The sequence below is a fragment of the Bradyrhizobium sp. JR3.5 genome (assembly GCF_054057015.1).
On sequence record NZ_JBSRYV010000002.1, the window covers coordinates 4,368,563 to 4,395,475 of the forward strand.

The following is a 26,913-nucleotide window of genomic DNA, read 5'->3' on the forward strand; positions in this document are numbered from 1 at the left end:
GCCTGAAGCCTGGAATACGCGCGGCCACCCCGATCGGTGGCCGCGGTCTTTGGCGGATAGGGGCAGCGGCTGTCGGCGGCTACGCCAGCGCGTTGTGCAGCTTGCCCAGCAATTCCGACCGGCTCTTGCGGGCCGCAAGCGCCTGGTTCATGTCGACCTTGACGAACTTCACCGGCGTGTTGGGCTGCAGCTGGCCGATCAGGTCCATGTCCGCGGCGATGACGGTCCCGACCATGAAGTAGCCGCCGCCGGAGACTGCGTCACGATGCAGCACGATCGGTTCGGTGCCACCGGGAACCTGGATCGAGCCATAGGGATAGCAGGCATCGGTGATGTTGGACGGGTCGGAGCCGGCGCCGAATGGCGGTTCGCGCGGAACGAATTCGAGCGGCTTGCCGCCCTTGAAACGGTAGCCGATCCGGTCGGCTTCCGGCGCCACCTTCCAGGTGTCGGAGAAGAAGCCGTTGCCGGCCGCCTCGGTGATGCGGTGCCAGTAGAGACCGGGCATGGCGCGCAGTTCCGTCGGCATTCCTGCCGGCTGCCCGCGCAAATCCCTGGCAACGGTGCGTCCATCCTTGCCCGTCGCGGCAGCACTGCCGATTGGCAGCTCGTCGCCGGCCTCGAGCTTGCGACCCTTGAAGCCGCCGAGCGCGCCGAGCGCGTAGGTCGAGCGCGAGCCGAGGACGACGGGCACGTCGATGCCGCCAGCGACCGCGATGTAGCCGCGCGCACCCTGCTTGAGGAAGTCGAAGGAGAGGATCTGGCCGCGCTTCACCCTGAAGCTGGTCCAGGTTTCGCGCGGCTCGCCGTCGAGTTTCGGCGGCAGCTCCGCGCCGGTGACCGCGACGGTTGCGTCCGCGGTGAATTCGAGCTCGGGTCCCATGAACACGGCTTCAAGCACGGCGGCGCCTGCCTCGTTGCCGACCAGCAGATTCGCTGCGACCAGCGCGTGACGGTCCATGGCGCCGGAGAGCGGGATGCCGATGTGATAATAGCCCGGACGTCCGAGATCCTGGACGGTGGTCGCAAGACCCGGCTTCAAAACCCTAACGGCCATGGAGAACTCCATCGAGCTTGGCGTTGTAGGCGTCAACGTCGCGGTTGAAATCGGTCAGCGAGAACGAGACGTCGCGGATCACTGGCGCAAAACGGCCGGCGTCGACGTCGGCGACAGCTGCGTCGTAGGCCGCCCGGTCGATCGGCTTCCACTTTACGATGTCGCCTGGTTTGAACAGGCACATGAAGTCGCGCAAATAGCTGATGTTCTGGTTCGGATCATAGATCGGCATCGGCGTGATGCCGAACATCTGATAGCCGCCGGCGCCGCGTACCGAGTAGATGCAGCTGAAGCAGCCGCCATGTCCGACAGTGAGCTTCGGTGTGTCGGTGCGCGGGCGCAGATATTTCGGCGCCTGAAGCTGTCGCTTGCGCTCGACCATCTGGTAGAGGAAGGGCAGTCCGGCGACGAAGCCGACCATCGAGACGAACCAGGGCGCGCTGGAATGCGCCTTGATGAAGGCGTCGACGCTATCGAGGCCGTTGATGCGCGCGGCGTATTCGAGGTCGGTCCCGTTCGGATCCTGATGACGCTCGCGGAAGCGCATCAACGTCTCGTGCGTCCAGGGATCGTTGTACAGCACGGGAATCTCGATGATCCGCGTCTTGATCACCGGTTCCGATTTCTCGGATGCGGAATCCAGCCGCTTCAGTTCGGCCAGCAGATCGTCGGGCTTGATCTGATCCGGATCGAACTTGACCTGATAGGACGCGTTTGCCGGGCAGATCTCCGTGACGCCCTTGATCTTGGCGTCGCGCACCGCATTGGTGATGAAGAGGCTCTTGAAAAAGGCCTCGAGCGACATCGCTTCGCCGACCTCGGCGAAAATGTGTTCGTCGCCGCCGAAGGAAAATCGAGTTTGCATGACTAGCGGCCTCCTGTTGCTGACGGGGCGGATTCTCTCGCCATCATGGCGCGACCTTCACGGCCGATGGCGGCTGAGCGGTGGCAAGGCCGGCGGCGTGGGATTCCAGCCATGGTTCGAGCCAAGCCGTATGGAAGCGTCCGGCCTTGACGTCGGCGTCGCGCGCCAGCGCCTGGTGCAAGGGCTTTGTCGTGGAAATGCCCTCGACGCTGAGCTCGGCAAGCGCGCGCTCGAGCCGTCTGATGGCGCTCGGTCGATCCTTGTCGTGCACGATCAGTTTGCCGAGCAGGCTGTCGTAGAACGGAGGCACCGTGTAGCCCTGATAGAGCATGCTGTCGAAGCGCACACCATCGCCGCCGGGCACGCTGAGCGCACTCACCGTACCCGGATTGGGCAGGAAATTTCTGGCGGGGTCCTCGGCGTTGATGCGGACCTCGATCGAATGACCGCTGACGCGCACCGCGTCCTGCTGGATGCGCAAGGGCTCACCGCCGGCGATCCGGATCATCTCGTACACGAGGTCGATGCCGGTGACCATTTCGGTGACGGGATGCTCGACCTGGATGCGGGTGTTCATCTCGAGGAAGTAGAATTCGCCGGTCCTGTCGTCGTAGAGATATTCCAGCGTCCCGGCGCCACGGTAGTTGACCGCCTTGGCCAGCGCCACCGCGGACGTGCAGAGTTTTTCGCGCACGGCCTGGGTGAGCGAGGGCGAGGGGGCCTCTTCCCAAACCTTCTGGCGGCGCCGCTGCAACGAGCATTCGCGCTCGAAGCAATGGATCACGTCGCGTCCATCGCCGAGCACCTGGACCTCGATGTGCCGTGCGCCCTCGATCAGCTTCTCGACGTAGAGCCCGCCGTCGCCGAACGCCGCGAGCGCCTCGGCCTGCGCCTGCGGCATCAGATGATGAAATTCCTCGGCGGACCGTGCGATGCGAATGCCGCGTCCGCCGCCGCCCGCAGCGGCCTTGATCATCACCGGGAAACCGGTTTTCTCGACCAGCGCGAAAGCCGCATCCGCCGACTCCAGCCGCCCCTGACTGCCGGGAACGGTCGGCACACCGGCCGAGGCGGCGGCCTCGCGCGCTGCGACCTTATCGCCCATCAGCCGGATCGATTGCGCAGTCGGGCCGACGAAGATCAATCCGGCTGCTTCCACCGCGGCCGCGAACTCGGCATTCTCGGCCAGGAAGCCGTAGCCGGGATGAATGGCGTCGGCACCGGTGCTCTGCGCCGCAGCGAGGATGGCCGCCTGGTTGAGATAGGATTTTGACGCCTGCGGCGGACCGATGTCGACCGCTTCGTCGGCGAGCCGGACCGCGAGCGAATCCTTGTCGGCCTTGCTGTAGACCTGGACCGTCGCAATGCCGAGATCGCGCGCTGCGCGGATGATGCGCACTGCGATCTCGCCGCGGTTGGCTATGAGGAGCTTCTTGATCGCCATGGCTGGTCGGAGGTCAAACGTCGATTTCGGCGATCGGCTGGCCGGCCATCACGGCATCCTCGTTCTCAGCCAGGAAGCGAACGATCTTGCCGGCGGCGCCGGCCTTCACCTCATTGAACGATTTCATCACCTCGATGAGCCCGATCGTGTCGCTCTCCGTGACGACGTCGCCGTCGTTCTTGTAGACTGGCTTGTCGGGGGCGGGCTTGCGGTAAAAGATGCCCGGGAGCGGCGAGAAGATCTGCTGCGTTGCCATGGTTTCCTCGTGGGTAATTGGTTTTTTTCGCGACGGCTCAGCGTGCGGTGAGGTAGGGGCGAACCGCTTCGCGGACGGCTTCCGCGATGGCGACGGCGTTCGGCGTGTCGGAGTGAATGCAGATCGAATCGGCGCCGACGACGATGTCGTTTCCCGCCACCGTGCGCGTCTTGCCCTCGTTGACGGCTCTTGCGCAGCGGGTGGCGGCCTCGGCCGGGTCCTTCGCCTCGTGCTCGCGGGTGATGATCAGGCTGCCGTCGGCATTGTAGTCGAGGTCGGCGTAGTATTCGGCGACGAAGGCGTGGCCGCGGCGCTCATAGACCTGCTGGTGCAGCGTTCCCTTCATGCCGAGCAGCGGTACCTTGTAGACATCGGCTGCGTCAGCCACGGCTTCGGCGATGTCCTCGTTGCGCGACGCCATGCCGTAGAGCGCACCGTGCGGCTTGATATGATTGAGCGCCATGCCTTCGGCATCCAGGAACGCCTTGAGTGCGCCGATCTGGTAGAGCAGGCAGTTGGTCAGCTCCTCGCGGCTGATTTTCATCTCCCTGCGGCCAAATCCCTGCAGATCCGGCAACGAGGGGTGCGCGCCGACCTTGACGCCGAACTCCTTGGCGAGCTGCACGGTCTTGCGCATGTGGTTGAAGTCGGAGGCATGAAAGCCGCAGGCGACGTTGGCGACGTCGATATGGGGCATCAATGCCTTGTCGTCGCCCATCTTGTAGAGGCCGTAGGCCTCGCCCATGTCGCAGTTGATCACGACCATCCCCTGATTTCCTTCCAACTGGCTTTGCATACGACCGTCGCGGCCGCCCCGGGGTGCTTCTGACGCACCGGGGCGGCGCGTTGCCGGGTTACTTGGACACCAGATAATCGAGCGGGATCTTTTCCGAGATCGTCCACTGGTCGACCACCTTCGGCTTGCCGGCCTCGGTGTCGACGATCAGGTAACGGCCCTGGTTCTGGTGGTGGATGTCCTTGGTGAAGGTGCGCGGCCCGAACAGCGTGGCCTCGTTGTTCATCTTCTCGAGCTCGGCGACGACGGGCGCCGCATCGGTCGATTTGGCGCGTTCGACCGCCTTGGCCCAGACATCGATCAGGACGTAGCCCGGATAGACGTATTGGCTGGACGGGTCGCCGCCGGTGACTTCCTTGTACTTCTTGTTGAACTCGTTGACCTTCGGGTTCGGATCGTCGCCGTAGACCGAGCCCTGCACGGGAACGTAGAAGTTCGACAGGTCCGGAACGGCGTTGATCCAGTAGCTGCCGTCGACGCCCGAGCCGTTCAGGATCATCGACTTGATGCCGGCGGCGCGGATCTGCTTGATGGCGGACACGGCGCCCGGCATCATCGTGCAGAGCATGATGGCGTCAGGTTCCTTCGGCAAGCTCTTGATCCGCGTGATCTGCGAAGCGATCGAGGCATCGTCGTTCTTGAAGGTGTCGCTGCCGACCAGCTTGGCCTCCTTCAGGCGCGGCAGCATCCAGTCGAAGCCGTCGCAAATGCCCTTGTTGTAGACGGTCCAGCTGTCGAGCAGCCGATAGAAGCTGCGCGCGTTCTTCTTGGTGTACGCCCATTCCGACATGGTTGCGCCCTGCACCGGTGCCAGCACCGAGGCCGAGAACGAGAACGGGCCGACGCCGGGGATGCCGGCCTTGATCGATTCGGCGCAGAGGAAGAAGGAAACCTTGCCGGCGGCCTGCGCCTGCAGCGCAGCGGGTGCGCCGAAATCGTAATCGCAGGAGACGATCACGAGGTCGGCGCCTTGGTCGAGCACCGCAAGACCGGCTTTGGCGCCCTCGGCCTGATCGGTCTTGGTGTCGGCAAACACCGGCTTGATCTTCTTGCCGAGCAGGCCGCCGGCCTTGTTGATCTCATCGATCCGGATCAGCGCCGCGTCCTGCGCCGGCTTGTCATAGGCCTGCATGAATCCGGATGCCGCGGTCGCAAAACCAACGACGATCTCGTCGGCCGCCTGGGCCGGCGTGAACCAGAGCGCGGATGCTCCGGCCAGAATGCCGAGTAATGTCGTAAAGCGCATATGCCACTCCTCCAATTTTACAAACGAGCGTCAGTGCAGTTCCTTCAGTGCGGTCTGGACCGGCCGGGTCAGGCGCCGCTGCAACGGCCATCGGCGCCAGGAGAACTCCCGGTTGCGGGTCAATCCCGTCGGCAGGTACATCAGGATCACGATGGTGATGATGCCGATCGCTATCTCCTGGACGCCGTTCGGCAGGCCGATGGTGTGCCCGCCCAGGCTGACGCCCTTTTCGAGATCACGGAACAGCTCGATCAGCACCGATATCGCGACTACGCCCGAGACCGCGCCGCTGAGGCTGTACATGCCGCCGACCACCAGCATCGACAGCGTGATGAAGGTGGTCCGCAGATAGAATGCGCCGGGATTGACGATGCTCAGGAAATGCGCGTACAGCGCGCCGGCGAGCCCGATGATGAAGGCGCTGACGACGAAGGCGACCAACCGCTCGCGGACGATGTCGATGCCGGAGGCGCTGGCGGCGACCGCTTCGTCGCGAGTGGCGCGCAGCGCGAGCCCCGAGCGCGAGATCGAATAGAGATAGGCGATCGCGATGGCCACGGCGCCGCCGATCCATGCGGTCCAGACATTCATGGTGGGCGGAATGCCGACGATCGAACCTTGTCCGCCCGTCACTGAATCCCAGTTCGAATAGACGTTGTTGATGACGCCGAGCAGGCCGAAGGTCGCAATCGAGGCGGCAATGCCCGACAGGCGCATGATGACGCGCCCGACGATCAGCGCGAACAATGCGGCAAACAGGCCGGAAATCGGCGTCGCCACCCACATCGGCAGTTGCGCATGGAGCAGCCACGCCGGCAGGCCCTTGAGCGTGATCGACTTCATCACCGGCGGAATGGTGAGCCAGGCGGTCATGTAGGCGCCGAGGCACATGAAGCTGATATGGCCGAACGACAGCAGGCCCGAATTGCCGACGAAGACGTAGAGGCCGACCACCACCATGATGTTGATGAACATCTCGACCACGGTGCGGTTGAAGGCCCGGCTGCCGAACTGATAGGAGAGGGCGGCCATGATGAGCAGCGCCACGATCAGCACGATCGGCGTGATGATCGTTTGCCGGATGACGGACGGCCGCTGCGACATCGATCAGACCCTCTGCTTGGCGGATTTCGGTGCGAACAGGCCCTGCGGCCGCACCAGGAGGACGACGATGACGGCGCCGTAGACGAAAGCGTCCCGGAACACGCGGGCGTCGTGCGGCAAGGTCGCCTGGAACACGACGCTGGCCGCACCGATCAGGAAGCCGGCGGCAACGGCGCCGGGTATGCTGCCGAGGCCGCCGATCACGGTCGCGATGAACGCGATCAGCATCACGTTGGCGCCCATGCCGATGTCGGCGGTGCCGGAATTGGTCGCCAGGATCAGGCCGATCGCCGCCGCCAGCATGCCGCTGATGGCAAAGGCCAGCAGGATCACGCCGTTGGCGCGGACCCCGAGCATGCGCGCCATGGTGAAATTGTCGGCCGCCGCGCGCATCTCGAGCCCATAGCGCGTGCGCTTCAGGAACAGGACGAGGATCGCAAGCACGGCCAGCGTGATGATGATGGTCACGACCTGAAGCATCGGGATGTGCGCGCCGAAGACTTCGACCGGCAGCCCGAGGCTCGGCCACAGCGTGATCGACTTCGGCCGGCTGGAAAACAGCATCAGCAGGACATGCCGGATGACGAAGCCGAGCGCGAAGGACGCGATCATCATCGTCGCCGGATTGGCGTTGCGGAAGCGGCGGAAGACGACGACCTCCGACAGGATGGACAGCGCGGCGCCGATCAGCAGCAGCAGCGGGATCAAAAGATAAAACGGCAACTGGCCGGCAAACACGATCGCCGCCGCATCGATCGACGGCCACAGCATGGCGAAGACGCAGAAGGCGATGAAATCGCCGTGGGCGAAGTTGACGAGCCGCATGACGCCGAAGATCAGGGCGATGCCGAGCGCGCCCAGCGCATAGAGGCTGCCGAGGCTCAGCGCATCGAAGATGATCTGGAGCAGCTCGCGCATCTCAGTGATCTCCGAAGCCGAAATAGGTCTGCTTCAGGCGATCATCCCTGACCATGTCGGCCGCGGGGCCCTCGAGCACGATGCGCCCGCCGCGGATCAGGACCATCCGCCCGCCCGTCATCATGGCGCGCGTCGAGCTCTGCTCGACGATCAGCAGCGTGAGCTTGCGCTGGGCCCGCAGCCGCAGCAGGATCTCGTAGACTTGGTCGATGATCTTCGGCGCGAGACCCAGCGACGGCTCGTCGATCGCCATGATGCGGGGCGCGGCCATCAGCGCGCGGCCGATGACCAGCATCTGCTGCTGGCCGCCGGAGAGCATGCCCGCAGGGCTGTGGCGGCGCTCCGCCAGCATCGGGAATTCCTGGTAGACCCGATCCAGGTCGCCGGCGATTGTCTTGCGATCGGCGCGCATGCCGGTGCCGACCTTCAGGTTCTCCTCGATCGTCAGCGCGCCGAAGACGTTGCGTCCTTCCGGCACCAGCGAAAACCCGCGCCGCGCGATGTCTTCGGGCGCGGCACCCGTGATCCTTGCGCCGTCGATCATGATGGAGCCGGAGCCCGGCGGCACGACGCCTGCGATGGCGTTGAGCAGCGTCGACTTGCCGGCGCCGTTGGGGCCGGTCACGAACAGGATTTCGCCTTCGTCGACCGTCAATGTCACGCCGCGGAGCGCCGTGAGGCGCCCATAGCTGACCGTGATGTCGTCGACGACGAGTGCGGTCATGACGCCACGGCCGCTTCGGCTGCGACCGGTGGAATCAGTTCGTCGCGCTGCGTGCCCATATAGGCATGCCGCACGGCATCGCTGTTGCGGATCTGGGCGGGCGGGCCGACTTCGATGATCTCGCCGGAATCGAGCACGAAGATGCGCTCGCAGAGCTCCAGCACGAGGCCGATATTGTGCTCGATCAGCAGCACGCCGACATTGAGCTCGGATGCGATCCTGCGGATGATGGCGGCGAGCTCGTGGCTCTCATGCTCCGACATGCCTGCCGCCGGTTCGTCGAGCAGCAGATATCGCGGCGTGCCCATGATGGCGCGGCCGATGGCAACGCGGCGCTCATCCGTATAGGGCAGCGCGCCGGCAATGCTGTTGGCGAGATGCGAAATGCCGAGCCAGGCCATCACCCGCTCGGCCTCGCTGATGGCGTCGGGACGGCCTTGGCCGAGGCCGACGCCGGTCACTTCCAGGTTGTCCATGACAGGGAGGTCGCGGAAAAGCCGGCCTGACTGGAAGGTCCGCGCCACGCCTTTGCGTCGCAGCATGTGCGCTGCAATGCCGTTGAGTGGCTCGCCTTCCAGCTCCACAGTGCCCGCGCCGACCGGCTGGAAACCGGTCAATACATTGATAAGGGTGGTTTTGCCGGCTCCATTGGGGCCAATCAGTCCGGCGATATGTCCCCGCGGCACGGCCAGTGTGACGTCGGACAGCGCTTTCAGGCCTTCGAATTGGACGCTGACACCGCGCGCGACCAATTCCAAACCTTCGGACATCATCCCAACGCCTTCTCACCCGGAACCGGCGGATTGATCTTTCCGTTCCGTCGGGGGATTGTAAAATTCGAAATATCGTTCGCTGATATCGGAAATTTTTATGTCTCTGACGTTCCGTCAGGTTCGGCACTTCATCGCGACGGCGGAGAGCGGACGCGTTTCCGCAGCTGCGGCAGCTCTGAACGTGACGCAATCGGCGGTCACGTCGTCGATCAAGGCCCTCGAGGCCGAGCTTGGCCGCAAATTGTTCGACCGCCATTCCAACGGCGTGACGCTGACTTTTGACGGCCACGAGTTCTTGCAGCGCGCCCGCGCGATCGAGGCGAGCGTGTCAGATGCGACGCGGGGGCCGCATCGCTGGGGGACACAGGTCGACGGCACCGTGGACGTGGCCGTGAGCTATACCGTTGCCGGATATTTCCTGCCGCCGTTGCTGACGCGGTTCTGGCGGTCTTTTCCCGGCATCACGGTCCGGCTGCACGAGTTTCAGCGTGATGCGATCGAGCAGAGCCTGATCAGCGGCAGCGTCGATGCGGCCATCATGCTGATTGCGAACCTGCATGACCGCCACTCCATTCGCTCGCGGCTGCTGTTGCGCTCGGCGCGTCGGTTGTGGACATGCGTCAATCATCCGCTGCTGCGCAAGGACAACATCAAGCTGACCGACCTGGCGAGCGAGCCTTATCTCATGTTGACCGTCGATGAAGCCGAGCGCTCCGCAATGCGCTACTGGCAGCATACCGCGCACGTGCCCAACGTCATCTTCCGCACCCTGTCGGTGGAGGCCGTCCGCAGCATGGTCGCGACCGGGATGGGGATCACCATCCTGTCGGACATGGTCTACCGGCCCTGGTCGCTCGAGGGACATCGCATCGAGCTCAAGACGCTCGATGACGACGTCCATACCATGGATGTCGGGCTAGCCTGGAAGGGCAACGCGACGCTTTCACCGGCGACCCGCGCCTTCTGCGAGTTCGTCGCCCATTCCTATCCCGGATCGGAGCCGTTCAAGCTCGACTGAGGTCCCGGAGAGGCGCCATTCCAACTCAGCCATGGAATTATTCGACCGGATGGTCAATAAATGCTGGCTCGGACGCGGCCCGGCGCAAGCAGGGCGGTGGTCCCGAATTTTGCCGTCATTTGATTCGCACCTCAAGACGAGAGCCGAATATCCGGCCGAATAGAACGGAAAGACATGGCTCGATCGCGCGCCAAGGACTACGATGACAAGCGCCTCTCGATGCTGCATCGCTCGGCCGAGCTGTTTGCCGCATCGGGCTATGTCGGCACGTCGATGAACACGATCGCGGATGCGTGCGGTGTCTCGAAGGCGCTGCTCTATCACTATTATCCGGACAAGGAAGCGATCCTGTTCGATCTCCTGTCGTCGCATCTCGAGAAGCTCGTGGCGGCGGTTCGGAAGGCGAGCGCACAGGCCGGCGATCCGGTCGAGCGCTTCCGAACGATCGTTGCGACCCTGCTCGAACTCTACCGGCATGCCGACGCCGAGCATCAGGTCCAGATCGCAAGTCTGAATCTGCTGCCGAAGGACAAGCAGCAGCCGCTGCTTGCGAGCGAGCGGATCCTGGTCGGGATCATGTCGGATGCGCTCGCCGCGGCCGTGCCGGCGGCGAAGCAGAAGCGCGTCCTCAAGCCGCTGACAATGAGCGTGTTCGGCATGCTGAACTGGCATTATATGTGGTTTCGCGAGGGCGGGCCGATGACTCGCGCCGAATACGCCGACTTTGTTGCGCAATTGGTGTTGGCGGGTGCCGCGGATGCCGCCGCCAGCCGGCCGCGCAGCAAGGCAAAGCCCGCCGGCCGCAGCCGGCAGGCCGAGTTGCTCTGAGCTGCGCGTTACGTTCGCATCGCATTCATCGTCAGAAGTTCATATGTCGCCGCGGTCTCGCCGGTCCCGGTCGTGATCTCGACGTCCCAGCGCACCTCGCCATACTGCTTGTTGCGCGGCGTCTTCTCCTTCGCGGTCAGCCGCACCTGGATCTGTTCGCCCGGTTGGACCGGCTTCACGAAGCGCAGGCTATCGAGGCCGTAATTCGCCAGCACCGGCCCGTAGTCGGGATCGACGAACAGGCCGGCCGCAAACGACAGCAGCAGGTAGCCATGCGCGACGCGGCCCGGGAAGAACGGATGTCCCTTGGTCGCTTCTTCGTCCATATGGGCGTAGAAGGTGTCGCCCGTGAAATGCGCGAAGTGCTCGATGTCGTCGAGGGTGATCTGCCGCGCCTTCGAGACCAGCGTGCGGCCGATCTCGAGATCGTCGTAGTGATAGCGGAACGGGTGCAGATCACCTTCGAGCATCGGGCTGCCCTTGAACCAGCGGCCGGTGACGCCGCTCAGCATGCGAGGCGAGCCCTGCAACGCGGTGCGCTGCATGTAGTGCTGGAGACTGCGGACGCCGCCCAGTTCCTCGCCGCCGCCGGCGCGGCCGGGGCCGCCGTGAACCATCTGCGGCATCGGCGAGCCGTGTCCGGTGTGTTCGGCCGCGCAGTCGCGATCGATGATCGCGAGACGGCCGTGAAAGCTGCCGATGCCGAACGCGAGCTCGGTCGCGGTCGGAATGTCGTGGGTGTAGACGGACGCGACCAGGCTGCCGCCGCCGCGATTGGTCAGCGCGATGGCCTGGTCCAGATCGTCATAGCCCATCACGGTGCAGACCGGCCCGAACGCCTCGATCTCGTGGACCGCGGTTGCGGTGAGCGGTTTCGCGCAGTGCAGCAGCAGCGGCGGAACGAAGGCGCCGCGTTTGGCGTCGGCGTCGACCAGCTCGAAGTTGTCGGGATCGCCGGCCACCAGTTCGGCTTCGGTGCGAAGCCTCGCCACGTGAGCAAGCACATCGCTGCGCTGGGCGAGGCCGACCAGCGGTCCCATCCTGACCTTCTCGTTCTCGGGATTGCCGATCGTGACTTTGGCGAGACGCTCGCGCAGCGCCGTAATGACGGCGTCGATCTGCGTTGATGGCGCCAATGCGCGGCGGATCGCGGTGCATTTCTGCCCGGCCTTGACCGTCATCTCCTTCGCCCCCTCCTTGATGAAGAGGTCGAACTCCGGACTTCCCGGCACGGCGTCCGGCGCCAGGATCGCGGCGTTGAGCGAATCCCGCTCGGCGATGAACCTGACGGCCTCGCGCGCGATGACCGGATGTCGTTGCAGCTTTTGCGAGGTGTCGGCCGAGCCCGTAAAGGACACCACATCTTGGCAGGTGAGATGGTCGAACAGGTCGCCGGTCGATCCGACGATGAATTGCAGGGTGCCTTCCGGCAGTGCTCCCGATTCCGTGATCATCCGCACCAGCTCGTAGGCGACATAGGAGGTGACGGTTGCGGGCTTGGTGATGACGGGAACGCCGGCGAGCAGTGCGGGCGCCAGCTTCTCCAGCATGCCCCAGCACGGGAAGTTGAACGCATTGATGTGCACCGCAACGCCGCGCAACGGCGTGACGATATGCTGGCCGGCGAACGCGCCGCCCTTGGAGAGCCCCTCGACGTTGCCGTCGAGCAGGTATCTGGTGTTCGGAAGCTCGCGGCGTCCCTTGCTGGCATAGGCGAACAGCGCGCCGATGCCGCCATCGACGTCGATCATCGCGTCGGTGCGGGTTGCGCCCGCATGGAGCGACAGTTTGTAAAGCCGCTCCTTGTGCTGGCTGAGATGGTCGGCCAGCGTCTTGAGCAGGCCCGCCCGCTGATGGAACGACAGCTTGCGGAGATTCTTGCCGCCGACCGCGCGGCCATAGGCGAGGATTTCGCGCATGTCGAGATCGCTTCTGGTCGCGAGCGCCACGACATCGCCGGTGACTGCGCTGTGAATTTCGGCGACCGGTTCGCCGGAACCGGTCCAATGTCCACGGACGAAGCTGTTGAGCTTCATGACGGACTCTCCCGTTCGCGCGCCGCTGGATTGAGGCTGTGTCATTGAAATCGAACCCTTTGACCTGTGATCTATGTTGCGTCTTGCCGTGGCGGCAGAATGTTCAATTCTGCGCCTAGGCGCGTCCGACGAACCGCGGCGCGCGTTTCTCGAGGAACGCGGTCACGCCCTCGGCGAAATCCGACGTCCGCCCGGCGCGGCCCTGGAAATCGCGCTCGAGGTCGAGCTGCGCGTCGAGCGTGTTGGTCTCGGACGCATCGAGCGCCCGCTTGATCAGCGCCAGGCCATCCGTGGGTTGCGTCGCGAGGTTGGCGGCGAGGGCGTGAGCCTCGGTCAACAGATCCGCATCCTCAACCATCTTCCAGATCATGCCCCATGACTGTGCCTGTTCTGCGGAGACAGGCTCGGCCAGCAGGGTCAAGGCGCGCCCTCGGGCAGGTCCGACCAGCCGCGGCAGGAACCAGGTGCCACCGGAATCCGGGACCAGGCCGAGCTTGGCGAAGGCCTGAATGAACTTGGCCGACCGTGCGGCGATCACGATGTCGGAGGCAAAGGCGACGTTGGCGCCGGCGCCGGCCGCGACGCCGTTGACCGCGCACACGACCGGCATCGGGATGCTGCGCAGCTTGCGCACCAGCGGGTTGTAGAATTTTTCAATTCGCACGGAGAGATCCGGCGTCTCGCCCGGCGTGAAGACGCCGTCCGAAAGATCCTGGCCGGCGCAGAATCCGCGTCCGGCACCGGTCAGGATCAGCGCGCGGCAGGATCTGTCCTGCTCGGCGTCCGTCAACGCGGTGAGCAAGGCGGTGTGCAGTTCGGCGCTGAATGAATTCAGGCGAGCGGGCCTGTTGAGCGTCAGGACGCGATATCCGTCGCGGATATCGGTCAACACCAAATCGCTGACCATGATTACCTCCCGTTGCGGCTTCTGATGCCCGAAGGTCGCGTGACCTGCGTTTGGATTACTATTGACCGTCCGGTCAGTCAATTATAATTGTCCACACTCCGACATGGACGGCGTCTTCCGGTTTATCGATCGAGGACGATTCTATTCCCGGTCGCGATCTCGCGCACGACGTCAGATGAGCGTCGCGCGCGCTGCGCTGCGCATTTGCGAAGCTTATGCGCGATGCTTGACACTTGTCAGATCGAGCCATCGGCGGAACCCGCGAAAGGTTCACGTTTGCAGCCGCGCTGCATGGCGCCCAGGCTGCGCTGTGCGCCGCCACAAAACAGCCGTATATGAGCGGCGACTTCCGCCACCATGAGGGCGAGCCGATGACAATGCAGTCGGGCGGTATCACAGGGTTTCGATTCTCGACCGCGCATTTCGGCGAGCGGGACCGCTTGCCGATTTTTCGCGAGCAGATCGGGCGGATGATCGTCAAGCTCGATCCGGAGCCGCTCGACGACGGCGCGTTTCATGCCGAAGCGAATGTGCGCGAATTGTCCGGGCTCGGTATCGGATCGTGGGCGTGCAGCAATCTCAAGCTCGCAAGACCGCGCGAACTGCTCGACGGCACCGACGACCTGATGCTGACGATCATCACGAGCGGCAACACCCGTGCTTCGCAGCGCGGCCGCGATATCGAACTCGGCCCGGGCCAGGCCGTGCTGCAGTCGAGCGCGGAAGCCGGCACCATGGTGGCGCCCGTGTCGCCGAGCCGCTTCGTCGGTCTCCGGTTGCCGCGCAAGGCGCTCGCCTCGCTGGTCAACGATCCCCAAGACATGCTGATCCGCCCTTTGCCGGCGAACACCGAGGCGATGCGGCTGCTGGCGCTTTACATCAGGGAGCTCGATGACAGCTACCAGCTTTCGACTCCCGAGCTGCGCGGCGCCGTCGTCAAGCATCTGATCGATCTCGGCGCGCTTATCATCGGCGCCAACCGGGATGCGGCGGTTGCCGCGGAGGACGGCGGATTGGCGGCTGCCCGGCTTGCCGCGGTCAAGGCCGATATCAGCGACAATCTCAGCTACGGCGACCTCACGCTGCCCGCGGTGGCTGCGCGGCTGAAGCTCACGCCGCGCCATATCCAGAGGCTGTTCGAGAGCGCGGGTTCGACATTCTCGGAATTCGTGCTCGGCCAGCGCCTGGCGCGCGCGCATCATCTGCTGACCGATCCGCGCCACAGCCGCACCACCATTGGCACGATTGCGTTTGAAGTCGGGTTCGGCGATCTGTCCTACTTCAACCGCACCTTCCGCCGGCACTACGGCGTGACGCCGTCGGATATTCGCGCGGTGCCGCGGCGTTCCTGACCGACCGTCTGAATTCCCCTGATGCGGCCCGACCGTTCCTTACGGCTCTCCGCAACCGATCACGGCCCGTGCGAGGCGGTGATCATTAGCGGCCGGTGGAGGCGCGCACAAGCGCCACACGTTGAGGCGGCAGCACCGGTCGGAGCCGGCGTCAAGCCGGCAGAGCCCGAGCCATTGGTGCGGCCGTGATCGGACAAGCCATCAGCCATGTGCTGACGCGCGCACAGGACGATTCCAGGCGCCAATGCACGGCAACGTGTTTCACATTGTTGCCCGATGTCGCATATGTCCAATCCCCCGTCGCCTCAGTCCGAGCCTGCTGCTCATCGCGCGCATACAAGGCAGCCCCCGGTGATCGTTGCGGCTGGCGAGACCAGTCGATTGCGATGCATTGAGGCGACTTGAGACCATCGAGGAGAATATGATGAAGTTTGCACTTCGAGGATACTTTCTTGCGCTTGGCACGAGCCTGGCATTGTCCAGCGCGGCCATGGCCCAGGATATCAGCGTTGCCGTGGTTGGGCCGATGACTGGCTCGGAGGCGAGCTTCGGTCAGCAGTTCAAGAACGGTGCTGACCTCGCCATCGCCGACATCAATGCGGCGGGCGGCGTGCTCGGCAAGAAGCTGAAGCTGGAGGTCGGCGACGACGCCTGCGATCCGAAGCAGGCGGTGTCGGTTGCCGAGAAGATGGCCGGCGCGAAGATTCCGTTCGTGGTCGGGCACTTCTGCTCGTCGACCTCGATTCCGGCCTCGGACGCCTATGCCGAGGGTAACGTGCTGCAGATCACGCCGGGCTCGACCAACCCGCTCTTCACCGAGCGCGGATTGTGGAACACGTTCCGCGTTTGCGGCCGCGACGACCAGCAGGGCATGGTCGCGGCCGCCTATATCATCAAGAACTACAAGACCAAGAACGTCGCGATCATCCACGACAAGACGACCTACGGCAAAGGCCTTGCCGACGAAACGAAGAACGCCATCAACGCGGCGGGCGTGAAGGAAAAGCTCTATGAAGCCTACACCAAGGGCGACAAGGATTTTGCCGCGCTGGTGTCCCGCTTCAAGAAGGAATCGATCGATTTCGTCTATGTCGGTGGCTACTACGCCGAGGCGGCATTGATCCTGCGTCAGATGCGCGAGCAGGGCGTCAATGCCGTGCTGATGGGCGGCGACGCCTTGGTCGACAAGCAGTTCGCCGCGATCGCGGGTCCGCTTGCCGAGGGCTCGCTGTTCACCTTCTCGCCCGATCCGCGCAAGAAGGTGACCGCGGCCGCGACCTTGAAGAAGTTCAAGGACAAGGGCATCGATCCGGACGGCTACACGCTCTACAGCTATGCCGCCTTCCAGATCTGGAGCCAGGCCGTCACCCGCGCCCAGACCACGGACGCCAGGAAGATCGCAGCGACCATCAAGAGTGGCAACTGGGACACCGTGCTCGGCAACATCAGCTACACGCCGAAGGGTGACATCACCCTGATCGACTACGTCGTCTACCGCCGCGACAAGGACGGCAACTACGCCGAGTTGCCGGCCGCCGGTCAATGATCGCTGGCCGCGACATCGGCCGCTCCTCCCTGATCGATGTCGCGGCTGTGCCGGCTCACAGCGCCAACGGACCAACCCTCTGCCAGCCCCGAGGTGTTGGCGCTGTGACGCCTGGTTTCCGGCGGCCAAGCTGCCCTTGGGCAGGTTGCCGCATCAGTCACCGCGTCGAGCTGATCCCGCAACAACGATCCCTTTGAATCCAATTTCGATCGATCACGGCAACCCAAGAGGCAGCACGTGTCTGACATAAGCCTGAGCAATGGCGGCGGCCGCGGCGGTTCAGCCGATTGGCACGCTGCGGGACAATCCCAAGGACCGTCTCAAGGACCGTCCCACTCCTACCCGCTGCTGGTGCGTGATCACGGTCTTGGCACCGCGCTGAAGCTGTTGCTCGAGACCCTGCCTTATGCGCTGGCGCGATGGGGCGTGCTGCTGGGCTTTGCCGCCGCGTGCGTGGTCTGGGCCATCGTCGCCGTGGGCGGCGCGGTCTGGCTCGGCACCCATGTCGCCAGCGTGTTCGGCTATTGCTGGCTGCTTGGCATCCTGCTGCTCGGCGGATGGATCTGGGGCGCCATCCTGCGCTACACGCTTCACATGATCGCCTGCGGCCATGTCGCCGTGCTGACCGAGCTGATCACGCATGGCCGCATCGGCAACGGCAGCGAAGGGCAGTTCGCCTACGGCCGCCGGATCGTGATGGACCGGTTCGGCGAGGTCGCGATCCTGTTCGGACTTGGTGCGCTGATCCGCGCCGTGCTCCGCGCGTTTCACAATGCGCTCGATACGCTTGGCGATTGGCTGCCGGCGCCCGGCATGAAGGCGATCGTCGGTCTGCTCAACACCATCCTGTCGGCCGCGACGCGCTATCTGGACAAGGTGGTGCTGTCCTACGACCTGGCGCGCGGCGGCGACGATCCGAGGCGCAACATCCAGGACGGACTGGTCTACTATAGCCAGAACGCCAAGCCGATCCTGGCGACGTCGGTCTGGATGGTCATCGTCGAGCGGATACTGAGCATCCTGCTGTGCCTGCTGCTGCTGGTCCCCGCCGGCGTGGTGACGGTCTGGTTGCCGGAGGCTGTCAGGGAATATGGCGCCATGGTCACCGTCGTCATCGCGGCCCTGTTGGCGGTGACGGTGCGCGCGGCATTCATCCAGCCGCTATTTTTGATCTGCATGATGATCCGCTTTCACGCGCTGATCGAGAACCAGCCGATCAATGCGACCTGGGTCGGTTATCTCGACGGCCTCACAGACAAGTTCCGGCAGATCGGACGCTGAGACCGGCGGACGGCAGTTCATGCCGAACTGCAAGCCGGCGGGCCGGTGCCGGATGCTCATGGTATTTCGCAACGGAGATGTTCGGTGACCGATATTGCGCTCGACAATGACGGCGTCAGGCTTGCGGCTTCGGTCGATGGCCCGCCGGACGGTGAACCGATCCTGTTTCTGCACGGCCTGTCGCTCAGCCGGGACACATGGCAGGAAACCGGCGGCCGGCTGAAGGATCGATATCGGGTCTGGACCCTGGATTTCCGGGGGCACGGGCACTCGGATCGGGCCCCGAGCTACGCGCTCGCCGACTATGTTTCGGACGCGGCGACCGCATTGGCGGCAATCGGGCGTCCGGCGGTGATTGTCGGGCACTCACTCGGCGGCTGCGTTGCCGGTGTGCTGGCACAGCGCGGTGATGCCAATGTGCGCGCCGCATTCCTCGAGGATCCGCCATGGTATCTTGGCCAGCCGGGCGAGTGGGAGAAATCGGCATTCCCAAAGCTGTTTTCGATCGTCAGCGCGCGTCAGACGGTGTGGCAGCAGGCGCGCGCGCCACTCGGCACCTACCTTGCGTTCCTTGCAGACTCTCCAACGCCCATGGGCGGGATCGGCAGCGATCATTTCGGCTCCCGTCATCTGTTGAGCCATGCGTCTGCGCTGCAGCGGCAAGATGGGCGGTGCTGGGCGGACGGAAACGTTGCGGCCTCGGTTCTTGCGGCGATTCCGACCGAGCGGGAATTCCTCTGTCCGGTCAGGATCGTTCAGGCCGATCCCGGATGCGGAGCGGCGTTGCTGGAGGACCACGATGCGCGCTTCGCGCACGACAATCCGCGTGCCGACATCGTTCGCTATGAGGGATGCGGCCATTCACCCCACCGCGCCATCGCGTTCGAGCAGCGCTTCGCAGCGGATCTGCAAGCTTTCTTGTCGGGCCTGCAGCCTGAGTGAGCACGGGCGCGGCCGCCTCCATTCACGAACCGAAGCGGGTAGATCCATGCAAGAGACGTCCGGCTACGATCCGAACTATGTGATGGGGCGTTCGACCGCGGAGACCGACAGGCTCAAGCGCCAGTCGCAGCTCTACGATACGTCCACATGGCAACTCCTGAAAGAGGCCGGGCTCTCGCGGGGTATGAAGGTCCTCGACGTCGGAAGCGGAGCCGGCAACGTGTCGTTCATTGCCGCTGGCCTGGTCGGCGAAAGCGGGGGGCGGTCGTCGGGGTCGACAGCAACCCCGCCATTGTTGAGGAAGCCGCGGGCACGGCGCGCTCGCTCGGCCTGAGCCAGGTCTCGTTCCGGGTCGGCGATATCAGCACGATCGAGCTCGACCGGGATTTCGATGCGGTCGTCGGCCGGCTCGTGCTGATCTATGTGAAGGATCCCGCGGCGCTGATTCGACACTTGCTCGGGCACGTCAAGCCTGATGGCATCGTGGCGTTCCAGGATCTCGACTGGGGCGAGGGGCCGATCGCCAATCCGCCGTCGCCGCTGCTGTCGCAGGCGTGGGGCATTGTGAAGGAGATGTTTCACCGGGCGGGTCTGAACAACCGCATGGGATTGTCGTTGCACGGCGCCTTCGTCGCAGCCGGGCTTCCCGCGCCGCGCATGAGCCTGTTTGCGCCGGCCGGAGGCGGGACGGATTTCGACGGTTACGACTACATGGCGAGCGGCCTGCGCAGCAATCTGCCGCATATCGTCAAGCTCGGCGTTGCCACGGAAGCGGATCTGGCGCTGGACAGTTTTGCCGAGCGCCTGCGCAGCGAGGTGGTCGCCACGCAGGGCGTTTTTGCGCTGCCGACCTTCGTCGGCGCGTGGTCGCGCAGGCGGCCGGGCTGAACCGTGATGTCAGGCGTTGCCGACGACCGCGTCGACGAACGTCGTGGCCAATTCCCTCAACTGCTTGCGGCTGTATCCGGCGCGCTCCATCACGGCCAGCCCGCGCGTGTACGTCACGATGACGCGCGCCAGCCGGTTCGCATCGGCCGCGCTGCGCTTGCCCGGCGCCGCACTGACAGCCTTGCCGATCAGATGCTCAAGCCGCGTGAGCACGTCCTGCACCCGCTGACGCACATCCGCGCTTGAAATGGCTGCGTCGAGCGCCGTGCGCGTGGTCAGGCAGCCGCGCGGCGGCGAACCGTCAGTCATGTTGACGATGATCATGTCGAAGAAGTGCCTCAGCCCCGCCGCGGCGTCGCCGTGGGAGAGCGCGTCGCCGGCCGCCTCCAGGAACTGCCCGGTATACTGATCGAAGGCGCGCAGGAAGATCGCTTCCTTGTCGCCATAGGCGTTGTAAAGGCTGCCGCGCTGCACGCCGGTCGCCGCCGCGAGGTCCTGCATGGTCGCGTCGTGCAGCCCCTTGCGCCAGAACACGTCGAGCGCGGTTGCGATCACCTCGTCCTCGTCAAACTGACGCATGCCTACCATTCGGTTTGCTCCAGCAGACCATTATTGACACTATCGTCAAGATTGACAATCATGTCAAGAATGATGCCCAGGAGGTCCAAATGATCACCGCCGTCACGACGTTCAGATTGCCGAAGCCGGTCAACCGCGAGGAAGCGCGCAGCATCTTCCTGAGCACCGCACCGCTCTATCGCGACGTGCCGGGGCTGTTTCGCAAGACCTATGTGCTGTCCGAGGACGGCATGACGGCCGGCGGCATCTATTTCTGGAACTCGAGGGGTGAGGCGGAAGCGCTGTACACCGCTGCGTGGCGCGCCCGCGCCCGCGAGAAATACGGCGCGGATGCGACGGTCACATACTTCGAGAGCCCCGTCGTGGTCGACAATGTCGCCGAGCAGATTGTTGCCGACCGGTAGCAACAACGCAGCGACGGCGGAGGCACATCACAGCGCATTGAGCACCCTGCGCGAGGGAGCGAGCGGCAGCCATTCCGGAATCTGTCGCTTGGCGAGCCAGTATGGCCGCCAGATTGCGCGCCAGGTTGGGCGGTCGAGTGGCGCAGTGCCCCATTTGCGTTGCGCCATGTCGATCCGCAACAGGTCGTGCGCATGTAACCATTGGCGCGCTGCCCACCAAATCTCGCGCGGCACGGCGGTGTTTCGGATTCCATTGAGCTCGACGATGCTTGGCAGTGGATCCGCAAACTGGACCGCAATCCTGAGGGTGGCGACGCGTTGTCCACAACGCCTGACGCTCCAGAGCCGCGAGCGATTATGAGCGAGATTGGAGCCGTAGGTGCGGAGGCAATTCTGCATGGCCTCGGCTTCTTCTGCGATATCCGCCGTCGAATTCAGTGGGATGAAGTGGTAACCGGCAACGTGACCTGGCTGCAGCCACATATCTGCGATCGGCTGAGAGCCGAGGCTGACATGCAGCGCAACCATTGTGCGCCACGCGTTGGCGGCCGCGAGCGCCGAGCCGATCTGCATGTTCGGTGTCCATCTCCGGTCGATCAGCGTATGCCCCAGCGTGGTCGGCTGGGTGGAGAACCACGCCCACAGACTGACGAGCCGCAGCCGCCCAGGATCGGTACGCGGCGGCACCCGGACCAGCTCGCGCGCGATCCAGACGGCTGCCGGTGCATGTGCGAGTTCGGCAACCGTGGCGACGGATTGCAGCCAGATCGGCGTGAGCTTGGGCAATTGCGGCAGGTGGTTCGCGATCTGTCGGCGAAACAGTTCGTCATCGGGTAGCGCCGTGATCGGACGTGTGAACGCTTCCGGAGGCAGCCTTCGCAGCCAAAGCGGAATGCCTGCCGCGTCTGCGGCATCCGCGAGGGATTGGCCATCGATGACGCGTGTGATTGCACGCGCAGGGTCGAGCGCGGTCCGCGGCACGGCCAGCGCAAGCAGCAGGCCAGGAAAGCTTGCGGCAAGGTCGGCAAGACGCGTGTGCCGCATGGCGAGCGCGCGGATTTTTCCCTGAACGTGCGGGTGATATCTCCGCAGCTGTCGTTCGAGCAGCGCAGAGCGTTTGGCCTCCCGACGAGAGGCCACCAGAAGCGGCAAGGTCATGACAATGGTTTCCGCAAGCGCGGAGCCGTATGGCTCGCGGTAGATTAGATTGCGTATGGGTGTTGCGATTTCACCCGGGATTCGATCCCGGGACGCGCGTCAAATATCGCGCGGCGAACCCGGGAAGCGTACAAACCTGAACATCGTCGCCTCCTTCATTGGAATTGCGGAGCGCTCCCATAGCCCATTTCCCACCAATAAGCAACGTGAAGTTGTCGATCGCGTTTCAGCGATACGTCCTGTGTGCGATGAGTCTCACCGCGAAGTTGGTGACCAAGGTCTCTTCACGATCCCGGTCAACGACGCTAGTCTTGTCAGAGGGGCTAACAAGAAACGTAGGTGGGAAACTCCAATGACCCAACAACAACCCTCCGGTCCAGGTTCCCCCGCGCTGCCACGCCGCAGGCTCGGCCGCACCGGGCTCGATGTCTCCATTCTCGGCTTCGGCACCGCGCCGCTCGGCGACCTCTTCGCGCGGCTCGACGACCCTACCGCGATCGCAGCAGCGGAGCGCGCGTTCGCGCTGGGCGTGAACCTGCTCGATTCCTCACCGCTCTATGGGCATGGTCTCGCCGAGCATCGCTGCGGCACCGCGCTGCGCCGCGTGGCGCGTGACGACATCGTCGTCTGCACCAAGGTCGGGCGCTGGATGGACCCGTTCCATGGCCGCGGCGACGGCTCGAATTTCGTCGGCGGCCAGCCGCATCGCGCGGTGGTCGATTACTCCTATGACGGCACCATGCGCTCGGTCGAACAGTCGCTGCTACGGCTCGGCACCGATCATATCGACTTGCTGCTGATCCACGACGTCGACGTTTGGACCCATGGTGCCGATGCGATCGAAGCCAGGTTCCGCGAGGCGATGGAGGGCGCCTATGTCGCGCTCGACAAATTGCGCGCCGAGCGCGTGGTCAAGGGCATCGGCATCGGCGTCAACGAGGCCGAGATGTGCGTGCGCTTCGCCAGGGCCGGCACGTTCGACACCATGCTGCTCGCCGGCCGCTACTCGCTGCTCGAGCAGCCCGCGCTTGCCGAATTCCTGCCGCAGGCGCAGGCGCAGGGCATCGGCGTGATGCTCGGCGGCGTGTTCAACTCCGGCATCCTGGCGACCGGCGCGGTTGCCGGCGCCAAGTACAATTACAAGGACGCGCCGCCCGACGTGATGCGGAAGGTGGCGGCAATCGAACGCGTCTGCCGTATCAACGGCGTGGCGCTCGCGACCGCCGCGCTGCATTTCGCGCTGGGCCATCCGGCGGTCGCGAGCGTCGTGCTCGGCGCACAAACGCCGCACGAGGTCGAGCGCAACGCCGCCGCCTTGTCGTCGTCCGTCCCCGCCGCGCTTTGGCGTGACCTGAAAGCCGAGGGGCTGCTCGACCAGCACGCGCCGGTGCCGGCATGATGCGGATTGATGCCCATCACCATGTGTGGACCTTGGCGCGCGCCGATTACGGCTGGCTGACGCCCGAACGCGGGCCGATCTACCGCGACTTCGGCTTGGCCGACCTGATGCCGCATCTCGCCGCGGCCGCCATCGAGGGTACGATCCTGGTGCAGGCGGCGCCGACCGAGGCGGAGACGGCGTTCATGCTCGACGTCGCCAAGGGCTCGGAGCTGGTGCGCGGCGTGGTCGGCTGGATCGATTTCGATGCCGCCGATGCCGCGGCGCGGATCGATGCGATCGCCGATCGCGAACTGCTGGTCGGTCTGCGGCCGATGGTGCAGGACATCGCCGATGACGACTGGCTGCTGCGGCCGGAACTGGCGGCGCCGCTCGAAGCCATGGTGCGGCATGGTCTGGTCTTCGACGCGCTGGCGCTGCCGCGCCATCTGCCACGGCTTGTTCAGCTGGTCGATCGCCATCCGGACCTGCAATTCGTGCTCGACCATTTCGCCAAGCCGCAACTCGCGACCGGCGACATCGCGGCCTGGAAGACCGACATCGCAAGCCTTGCGTCACGGTCCAACGTCGTCTGCAAGCTGTCGGGCCTCGCGACGGAGGCGGCGCCGAACTGGCAGGTCGCCGATTTGCGCGAGGCCGTGGATCATGCACTGGCATGTTTCGGGCCGCAGCGGATGCTGTGGGGCAGCGACTGGCCCGTCGTCAATCTTGCCGGCGGCTATGCGCAATGGTTCGCGGCGACAGAGACCTTGCTTGCTGATTTGTCAAGTGAGGCAAGAGCTGCGATTTTCGGCGGCAATGCGGCGCGGGTCTATTTGTCAAGTCGCGGACGGCCAACATCCCGGAAATAGCGCGCGCAAGGCGCCAAATTTGATCCACAGCGCGCCTTGATGAATCATTCCGGGATGGTCCATAAGCGGCGTCCGCGCCATCGGTGATTTGGCGGCGCAACGGGGTGAGAGAGACAGGCGTGGCAAAGATCCATCATCAGATTGCGCAGGAGCTGGGAGTTCGCGACGAGCAGGTCGAGGCGGCGGTGACGCTGCTCGACGGCGGCGCCACGGTGCCCTTCATCGCGCGATACCGCAAGGAGCTCACCGGCGCGCTCGATGACGCCCAGCTGCGCACACTGGAAGAGCGGCTGACCTATCTGCGCGAGCTCGAGGAACGGCGCACCGCGGTGCTCAATTCGATTCGCGAGCAGGGCAAGCTCGATGCCGCGCTCGAGGCCCAGATCATGGCCGCCGACAGCAAGGGCCGCCTGGAAGACATCTATCTGCCGTACAAGCCGAAGCGCCGCACCAAGGCCGAGATCGCCAAGGAGGCCGGCCTCGAGCCGCTCGCCGATCTCCTCTTGACCCAGCCGCAGAACGATCCGAACGAGGCCGCTGCTCCCTTCGTCAATGCCGAGAAGCAGGTCGCCGACGTCGCCACCGCGCTGGACGGCGCGCGCGCGATCCTGGTCGAGCGTTTCGCCGAGGATGCCGATCTGATTGGCGCGCTGCGCGAGGAGATGTGGTCGAACGGCATCATGGCCTCGACCGTCCGCACCGGCAAGAAGACCGAAGGCGAGAAGTTCAAGGACTATTTCGATTTCTCCGAGCCGCTGCCGAAGCTGCCGTCGCATCGCATCCTGGCGCTATTCCGCGGCGAGAAGGAAGAGATCCTCGACCTCGCAATCAAGCCGGAGGCGCAGGAGCCGGTGGTCGGCGTGCCCGGCCTCTACGAGCTCCGGATCATGAACCGCTTTGCGATCTCCAACCAAGGCCGCAAGGGCGACAAGTGGCTGACGGAGACGGTACGCTGGGCCTGGCGCACCAAGATTCAGATCCATCTCAACATCGACCTGCGGATGCGGCTGTGGACCGCGGCCGAGACCGAGGCGGTGCGCGTGTTCGCGTCAAACTTGCGCGACCTGCTGCTGGCGGCGCCGGCCGGACCGCGCGCCACCATGGGGCTCGACCCCGGCTATCGCACCGGCGTCAAGGTCGCGGTGATCGATGCCACCGGCAAGGTGGTGGCGCATACGGCGATCTTTCCGCACGAGCCGCAACGGCGCTGGGATGAGGCACTGGCCATTCTCGGCAAGCTCGCGATCGAGCATGGCGTCGAGCTGATCGCGATCGGCAACGGCACGGCCTCGCGCGAGACCGACAAGCTCGCCGCCGAGCTCGTGAAGCGGCTGCCCGAGCGCAAAATGACCAAGATCGTGGTCTCCGAAGCCGGCGCATCGGTCTACTCGGCCTCCGCCTTCGCCTCGAACGAATTGCCCGACCTCGACGTCACCATTCGCGGCGCGGTCTCGATCGCGCGGCGCCTGCAGGATCCGCTGGCCGAGCTGGTCAAGATCGATCCGAAGGCGATCGGCGTCGGCCAGTACCAGCACGATCTCGGCGAGGCCAAACTGGCGCGCTCGCTCGATGCCGTGGTGGAAGACTGCGTGAACGCGGTCGGCGTCGATGCCAATACCGCTTCGGTGCCGCTGCTCTCACGGGTGTCGGGCATCGGACAGGGGCTGGCGCAGAGCATCGTGCAGCACCGCGACGCCAACGGCCCGTTCAAGTCGCGCAAGGCGCTGAAGGAGGTGCCGCGGCTCGGGCCGAAGGCGTTCGAGCAATGCGCCGGCTTCCTGCGCATCAGCAATGGCGAGGACCCGCTCGATTCATCCGGCGTGCACCCGGAAGCCTATCCTGTCGTGCGCCGTATCCTCGAGGCCACCAAGAGCGATATCAAGGCGCTGATCGGCAATGCCGACGTGGTGCGCGGGCTCAGGCCGCAATCCTTCGTCGACGACACGTTCGGTCTGCCGACCGTCACCGACATCCTGCGCGAGCTGGAAAAGCCCGGCCGCGACCCGCGTCCGGCGTTCAAGGCGGCCGTGTTCAAGGACGGCGTCGAGGAGGTCAAGGACCTCAAGAAGGGCATGATCCTTGAAGGCACCGTGACCAATGTCGCCGCCTTCGGTGCTTTCGTCGATATCGGCGTGCACCAGGATGGCCTGGTGCACATCTCCGCCATGTCCCGGAACTTCATCAAGGACCCGCGCGAAGTCGTGAAGCCGGGCGATATTGTCAAGGTCAAGGTTCTGGACGTCGAGGTCGCACGCAAGCGCATCGCGCTGACGTTGCGGCTCGACGACGAGATCGGGCCGAAGAAGGACAACGCGGGCCCGTCGCGCGATTTCTCGCGCGGCTCGGCCAAGATGACGTCGTCGGCTCCGCGCCGTCCGCAGGAGCAGTCCGGCGGCGGCGCGCTCGCCGAGGCGCTGCGCCGCGCGGCCGAGAAGAGCGGGCGCAGCAAGCCGACCTGAGCCGCAGACGAGGGCGGCAAGCTGCGCTCACCGCCCTGTTTCAAATCGACTGCGTGACGCGTCTGGCCGAGTTGCCTAAGCA

At 64.8% G+C, this 26,913-nt stretch carries 25 protein-coding genes; 11 read left to right on the top strand and 14 right to left on the bottom strand.

The annotated features are described in order from the left end of the window. Window positions 1–79: 79 nt before the first annotated feature. The 10 genes from ACVWW1_RS37870 to ACVWW1_RS37915 form a co-directional block, all read right to left on the bottom strand. Complete coding sequence (locus ACVWW1_RS37870; RefSeq protein ID WP_207835420.1) at window positions 80–1,057, bottom strand: 5-oxoprolinase subunit C family protein; 978 nt, start codon at window positions 1,055–1,057, stop codon at window positions 80–82. Further along, entirely contained in the window at window positions 1,047–1,922 is an 876-nt protein-coding gene (locus ACVWW1_RS37875) for a 5-oxoprolinase subunit B family protein (RefSeq protein ID WP_456659388.1), read from the bottom strand. The genes ACVWW1_RS37870 and ACVWW1_RS37875 overlap by 11 nt, the downstream gene beginning before the upstream one ends. 43 nt (window positions 1,923–1,965) lie before the next feature. Next, the gene (locus ACVWW1_RS37880) at window positions 1,966–3,366 is read right to left on the bottom strand and encodes an acetyl-CoA carboxylase biotin carboxylase subunit (RefSeq protein WP_456659389.1); all 1,401 of its coding nucleotides are present in this window, start codon (window positions 3,364–3,366) and stop codon (window positions 1,966–1,968) included. Between the two features lie 13 nt (window positions 3,367–3,379). Further along, window positions 3,380–3,622, bottom strand: coding sequence for an acetyl-CoA carboxylase (locus tag ACVWW1_RS37885; RefSeq protein WP_456659390.1), 243 nt, complete (start codon window positions 3,620–3,622; stop codon window positions 3,380–3,382). Between the two features lie 37 nt (window positions 3,623–3,659). Continuing rightward, a complete protein-coding gene (locus ACVWW1_RS37890) occupies window positions 3,660–4,388 on the bottom strand; it encodes a LamB/YcsF family protein (RefSeq protein ID WP_456659391.1) in 729 nt (242 codons plus the stop codon). 88 nt (window positions 4,389–4,476) lie between these two features. Beyond that, window positions 4,477–5,664 carry an ABC transporter substrate-binding protein gene (locus ACVWW1_RS37895; protein WP_456659392.1) on the bottom strand — a complete coding sequence of 396 codons (1,188 nt, stop codon included), beginning with the start codon at window positions 5,662–5,664 and terminating at the stop codon, window positions 4,477–4,479. A gap of 30 nt (window positions 5,665–5,694) precedes the next feature. Then, entirely contained in the window at window positions 5,695–6,768 is a 1,074-nt protein-coding gene (locus ACVWW1_RS37900; RefSeq protein WP_456659393.1) for a branched-chain amino acid ABC transporter permease, read from the bottom strand. A 3-nt stretch (window positions 6,769–6,771) separates the two neighbouring features. After that, window positions 6,772–7,686 (bottom strand): branched-chain amino acid ABC transporter permease, encoded by a 915-nt coding sequence (locus ACVWW1_RS37905; protein WP_456659394.1) that lies wholly within the window; start codon window positions 7,684–7,686, stop codon window positions 6,772–6,774. Between the two features lies 1 nt (window position 7,687). Beyond that, on the bottom strand, window positions 7,688–8,410 hold the full coding sequence (locus ACVWW1_RS37910) for an ABC transporter ATP-binding protein (protein ID WP_342713055.1): 723 nt from the start codon (window positions 8,408–8,410) through the stop codon (window positions 7,688–7,690). Continuing rightward, window positions 8,407–9,180, bottom strand: coding sequence for an ABC transporter ATP-binding protein (locus ACVWW1_RS37915; RefSeq protein ID WP_176533313.1), 774 nt, complete (start codon window positions 9,178–9,180; stop codon window positions 8,407–8,409). Before ACVWW1_RS37915 ends, ACVWW1_RS37910 begins: the two co-directional genes overlap by 4 nt. Before the next feature lie 100 nt (window positions 9,181–9,280). On the opposite strand from ACVWW1_RS37915, the gene ACVWW1_RS37920 reads away from it, so the two are divergent. Both ACVWW1_RS37920 and ACVWW1_RS37925 read left to right on the top strand, forming a co-directional pair. Beyond that, the gene (locus ACVWW1_RS37920) at window positions 9,281–10,201 is read left to right on the top strand and encodes a LysR substrate-binding domain-containing protein (protein WP_456659395.1); all 921 of its coding nucleotides are present in this window, start codon (window positions 9,281–9,283) and stop codon (window positions 10,199–10,201) included. 174 nt (window positions 10,202–10,375) lie between these two features. Beyond that, window positions 10,376–11,029: a TetR family transcriptional regulator gene (locus ACVWW1_RS37925; RefSeq protein ID WP_456659396.1), complete on the top strand. Its 654-nt coding sequence runs from the start codon at window positions 10,376–10,378 to the stop codon at window positions 11,027–11,029. An 8-nt stretch (window positions 11,030–11,037) separates the two neighbouring features. Here the strand turns inward: ACVWW1_RS37925 and paaZ are convergent, their stop codons facing one another. Further along, complete coding sequence (paaZ, locus tag ACVWW1_RS37930) at window positions 11,038–13,065, bottom strand: phenylacetic acid degradation bifunctional protein PaaZ (RefSeq protein WP_456659397.1); 2,028 nt, start codon at window positions 13,063–13,065, stop codon at window positions 11,038–11,040. A gap of 115 nt (window positions 13,066–13,180) precedes the next feature. Next, window positions 13,181–13,972: a 2-(1,2-epoxy-1,2-dihydrophenyl)acetyl-CoA isomerase PaaG gene (gene paaG / locus ACVWW1_RS37935; protein WP_456659398.1), complete on the bottom strand. Its 792-nt coding sequence runs from the start codon at window positions 13,970–13,972 to the stop codon at window positions 13,181–13,183. 233 nt (window positions 13,973–14,205) lie between these two features. On the opposite strand from paaG, the gene ACVWW1_RS37940 reads away from it, so the two are divergent. From ACVWW1_RS37940 to ACVWW1_RS37960, 5 genes are all read left to right on the top strand, one after another. Beyond that, window positions 14,206–15,324, top strand: a complete 1,119-nt coding sequence (locus tag ACVWW1_RS37940; RefSeq protein ID WP_456659399.1) for an AraC family transcriptional regulator — start codon at window positions 14,206–14,208, stop codon at window positions 15,322–15,324. Window positions 15,325–15,748: 424 nt separating this feature from the next. Next, window positions 15,749–16,870, top strand: coding sequence for a branched-chain amino acid ABC transporter substrate-binding protein (locus tag ACVWW1_RS37945; RefSeq protein WP_456659400.1), 1,122 nt, complete (start codon window positions 15,749–15,751; stop codon window positions 16,868–16,870). A 237-nt stretch (window positions 16,871–17,107) separates the two neighbouring features. Next, on the top strand, window positions 17,108–18,151 hold the full coding sequence (locus tag ACVWW1_RS37950; protein WP_456659401.1) for a hypothetical protein: 1,044 nt from the start codon (window positions 17,108–17,110) through the stop codon (window positions 18,149–18,151). A gap of 84 nt (window positions 18,152–18,235) precedes the next feature. Then, complete coding sequence (locus tag ACVWW1_RS37955) at window positions 18,236–19,093, top strand: alpha/beta fold hydrolase (protein ID WP_456659402.1); 858 nt, start codon at window positions 18,236–18,238, stop codon at window positions 19,091–19,093. A gap of 147 nt (window positions 19,094–19,240) precedes the next feature. After that, window positions 19,241–19,981: a class I SAM-dependent methyltransferase gene (locus tag ACVWW1_RS37960; RefSeq protein ID WP_456659403.1), complete on the top strand. Its 741-nt coding sequence runs from the start codon at window positions 19,241–19,243 to the stop codon at window positions 19,979–19,981. Between the two features lie 9 nt (window positions 19,982–19,990). Here ACVWW1_RS37960 and ACVWW1_RS37965 read toward each other — a convergent pair whose 3' ends face one another. Continuing rightward, a complete protein-coding gene (locus ACVWW1_RS37965) occupies window positions 19,991–20,536 on the bottom strand; it encodes a TetR/AcrR family transcriptional regulator (protein ID WP_456659404.1) in 546 nt (181 codons plus the stop codon). A 113-nt stretch (window positions 20,537–20,649) separates the two neighbouring features. On the opposite strand from ACVWW1_RS37965, the gene ACVWW1_RS37970 reads away from it, so the two are divergent. Then, a complete protein-coding gene (locus tag ACVWW1_RS37970; RefSeq protein ID WP_456659405.1) occupies window positions 20,650–20,964 on the top strand; it encodes a monooxygenase in 315 nt (104 codons plus the stop codon). 27 nt (window positions 20,965–20,991) lie between these two features. On the opposite strand, the gene ACVWW1_RS37975 is transcribed toward ACVWW1_RS37970, so the two are convergent. Next, window positions 20,992–22,122, bottom strand: coding sequence for a hypothetical protein (locus tag ACVWW1_RS37975; RefSeq protein ID WP_456659406.1), 1,131 nt, complete (start codon window positions 22,120–22,122; stop codon window positions 20,992–20,994). Window positions 22,123–22,474: 352 nt separating this feature from the next. Between ACVWW1_RS37975 and ACVWW1_RS37980 the strand changes: the two genes are divergently transcribed. The 3 genes from ACVWW1_RS37980 (at window position 22,475) to ACVWW1_RS37990 (ending at window position 26,831) form a co-directional block, all read left to right on the top strand. Continuing rightward, window positions 22,475–23,521 (top strand): aldo/keto reductase, encoded by a 1,047-nt coding sequence (locus tag ACVWW1_RS37980; RefSeq protein WP_456659407.1) that lies wholly within the window; start codon window positions 22,475–22,477, stop codon window positions 23,519–23,521. Then, on the top strand, window positions 23,518–24,372 hold the full coding sequence (locus tag ACVWW1_RS37985) for an amidohydrolase family protein (protein WP_456659408.1): 855 nt from the start codon (window positions 23,518–23,520) through the stop codon (window positions 24,370–24,372). The genes ACVWW1_RS37980 and ACVWW1_RS37985 overlap by 4 nt, the downstream gene beginning before the upstream one ends. A gap of 119 nt (window positions 24,373–24,491) precedes the next feature. Continuing rightward, the gene (locus ACVWW1_RS37990; RefSeq protein WP_456659409.1) at window positions 24,492–26,831 is read left to right on the top strand and encodes a Tex family protein; all 2,340 of its coding nucleotides are present in this window, start codon (window positions 24,492–24,494) and stop codon (window positions 26,829–26,831) included. The last annotated feature ends 82 nt before the right edge of the window (window positions 26,832–26,913 follow it).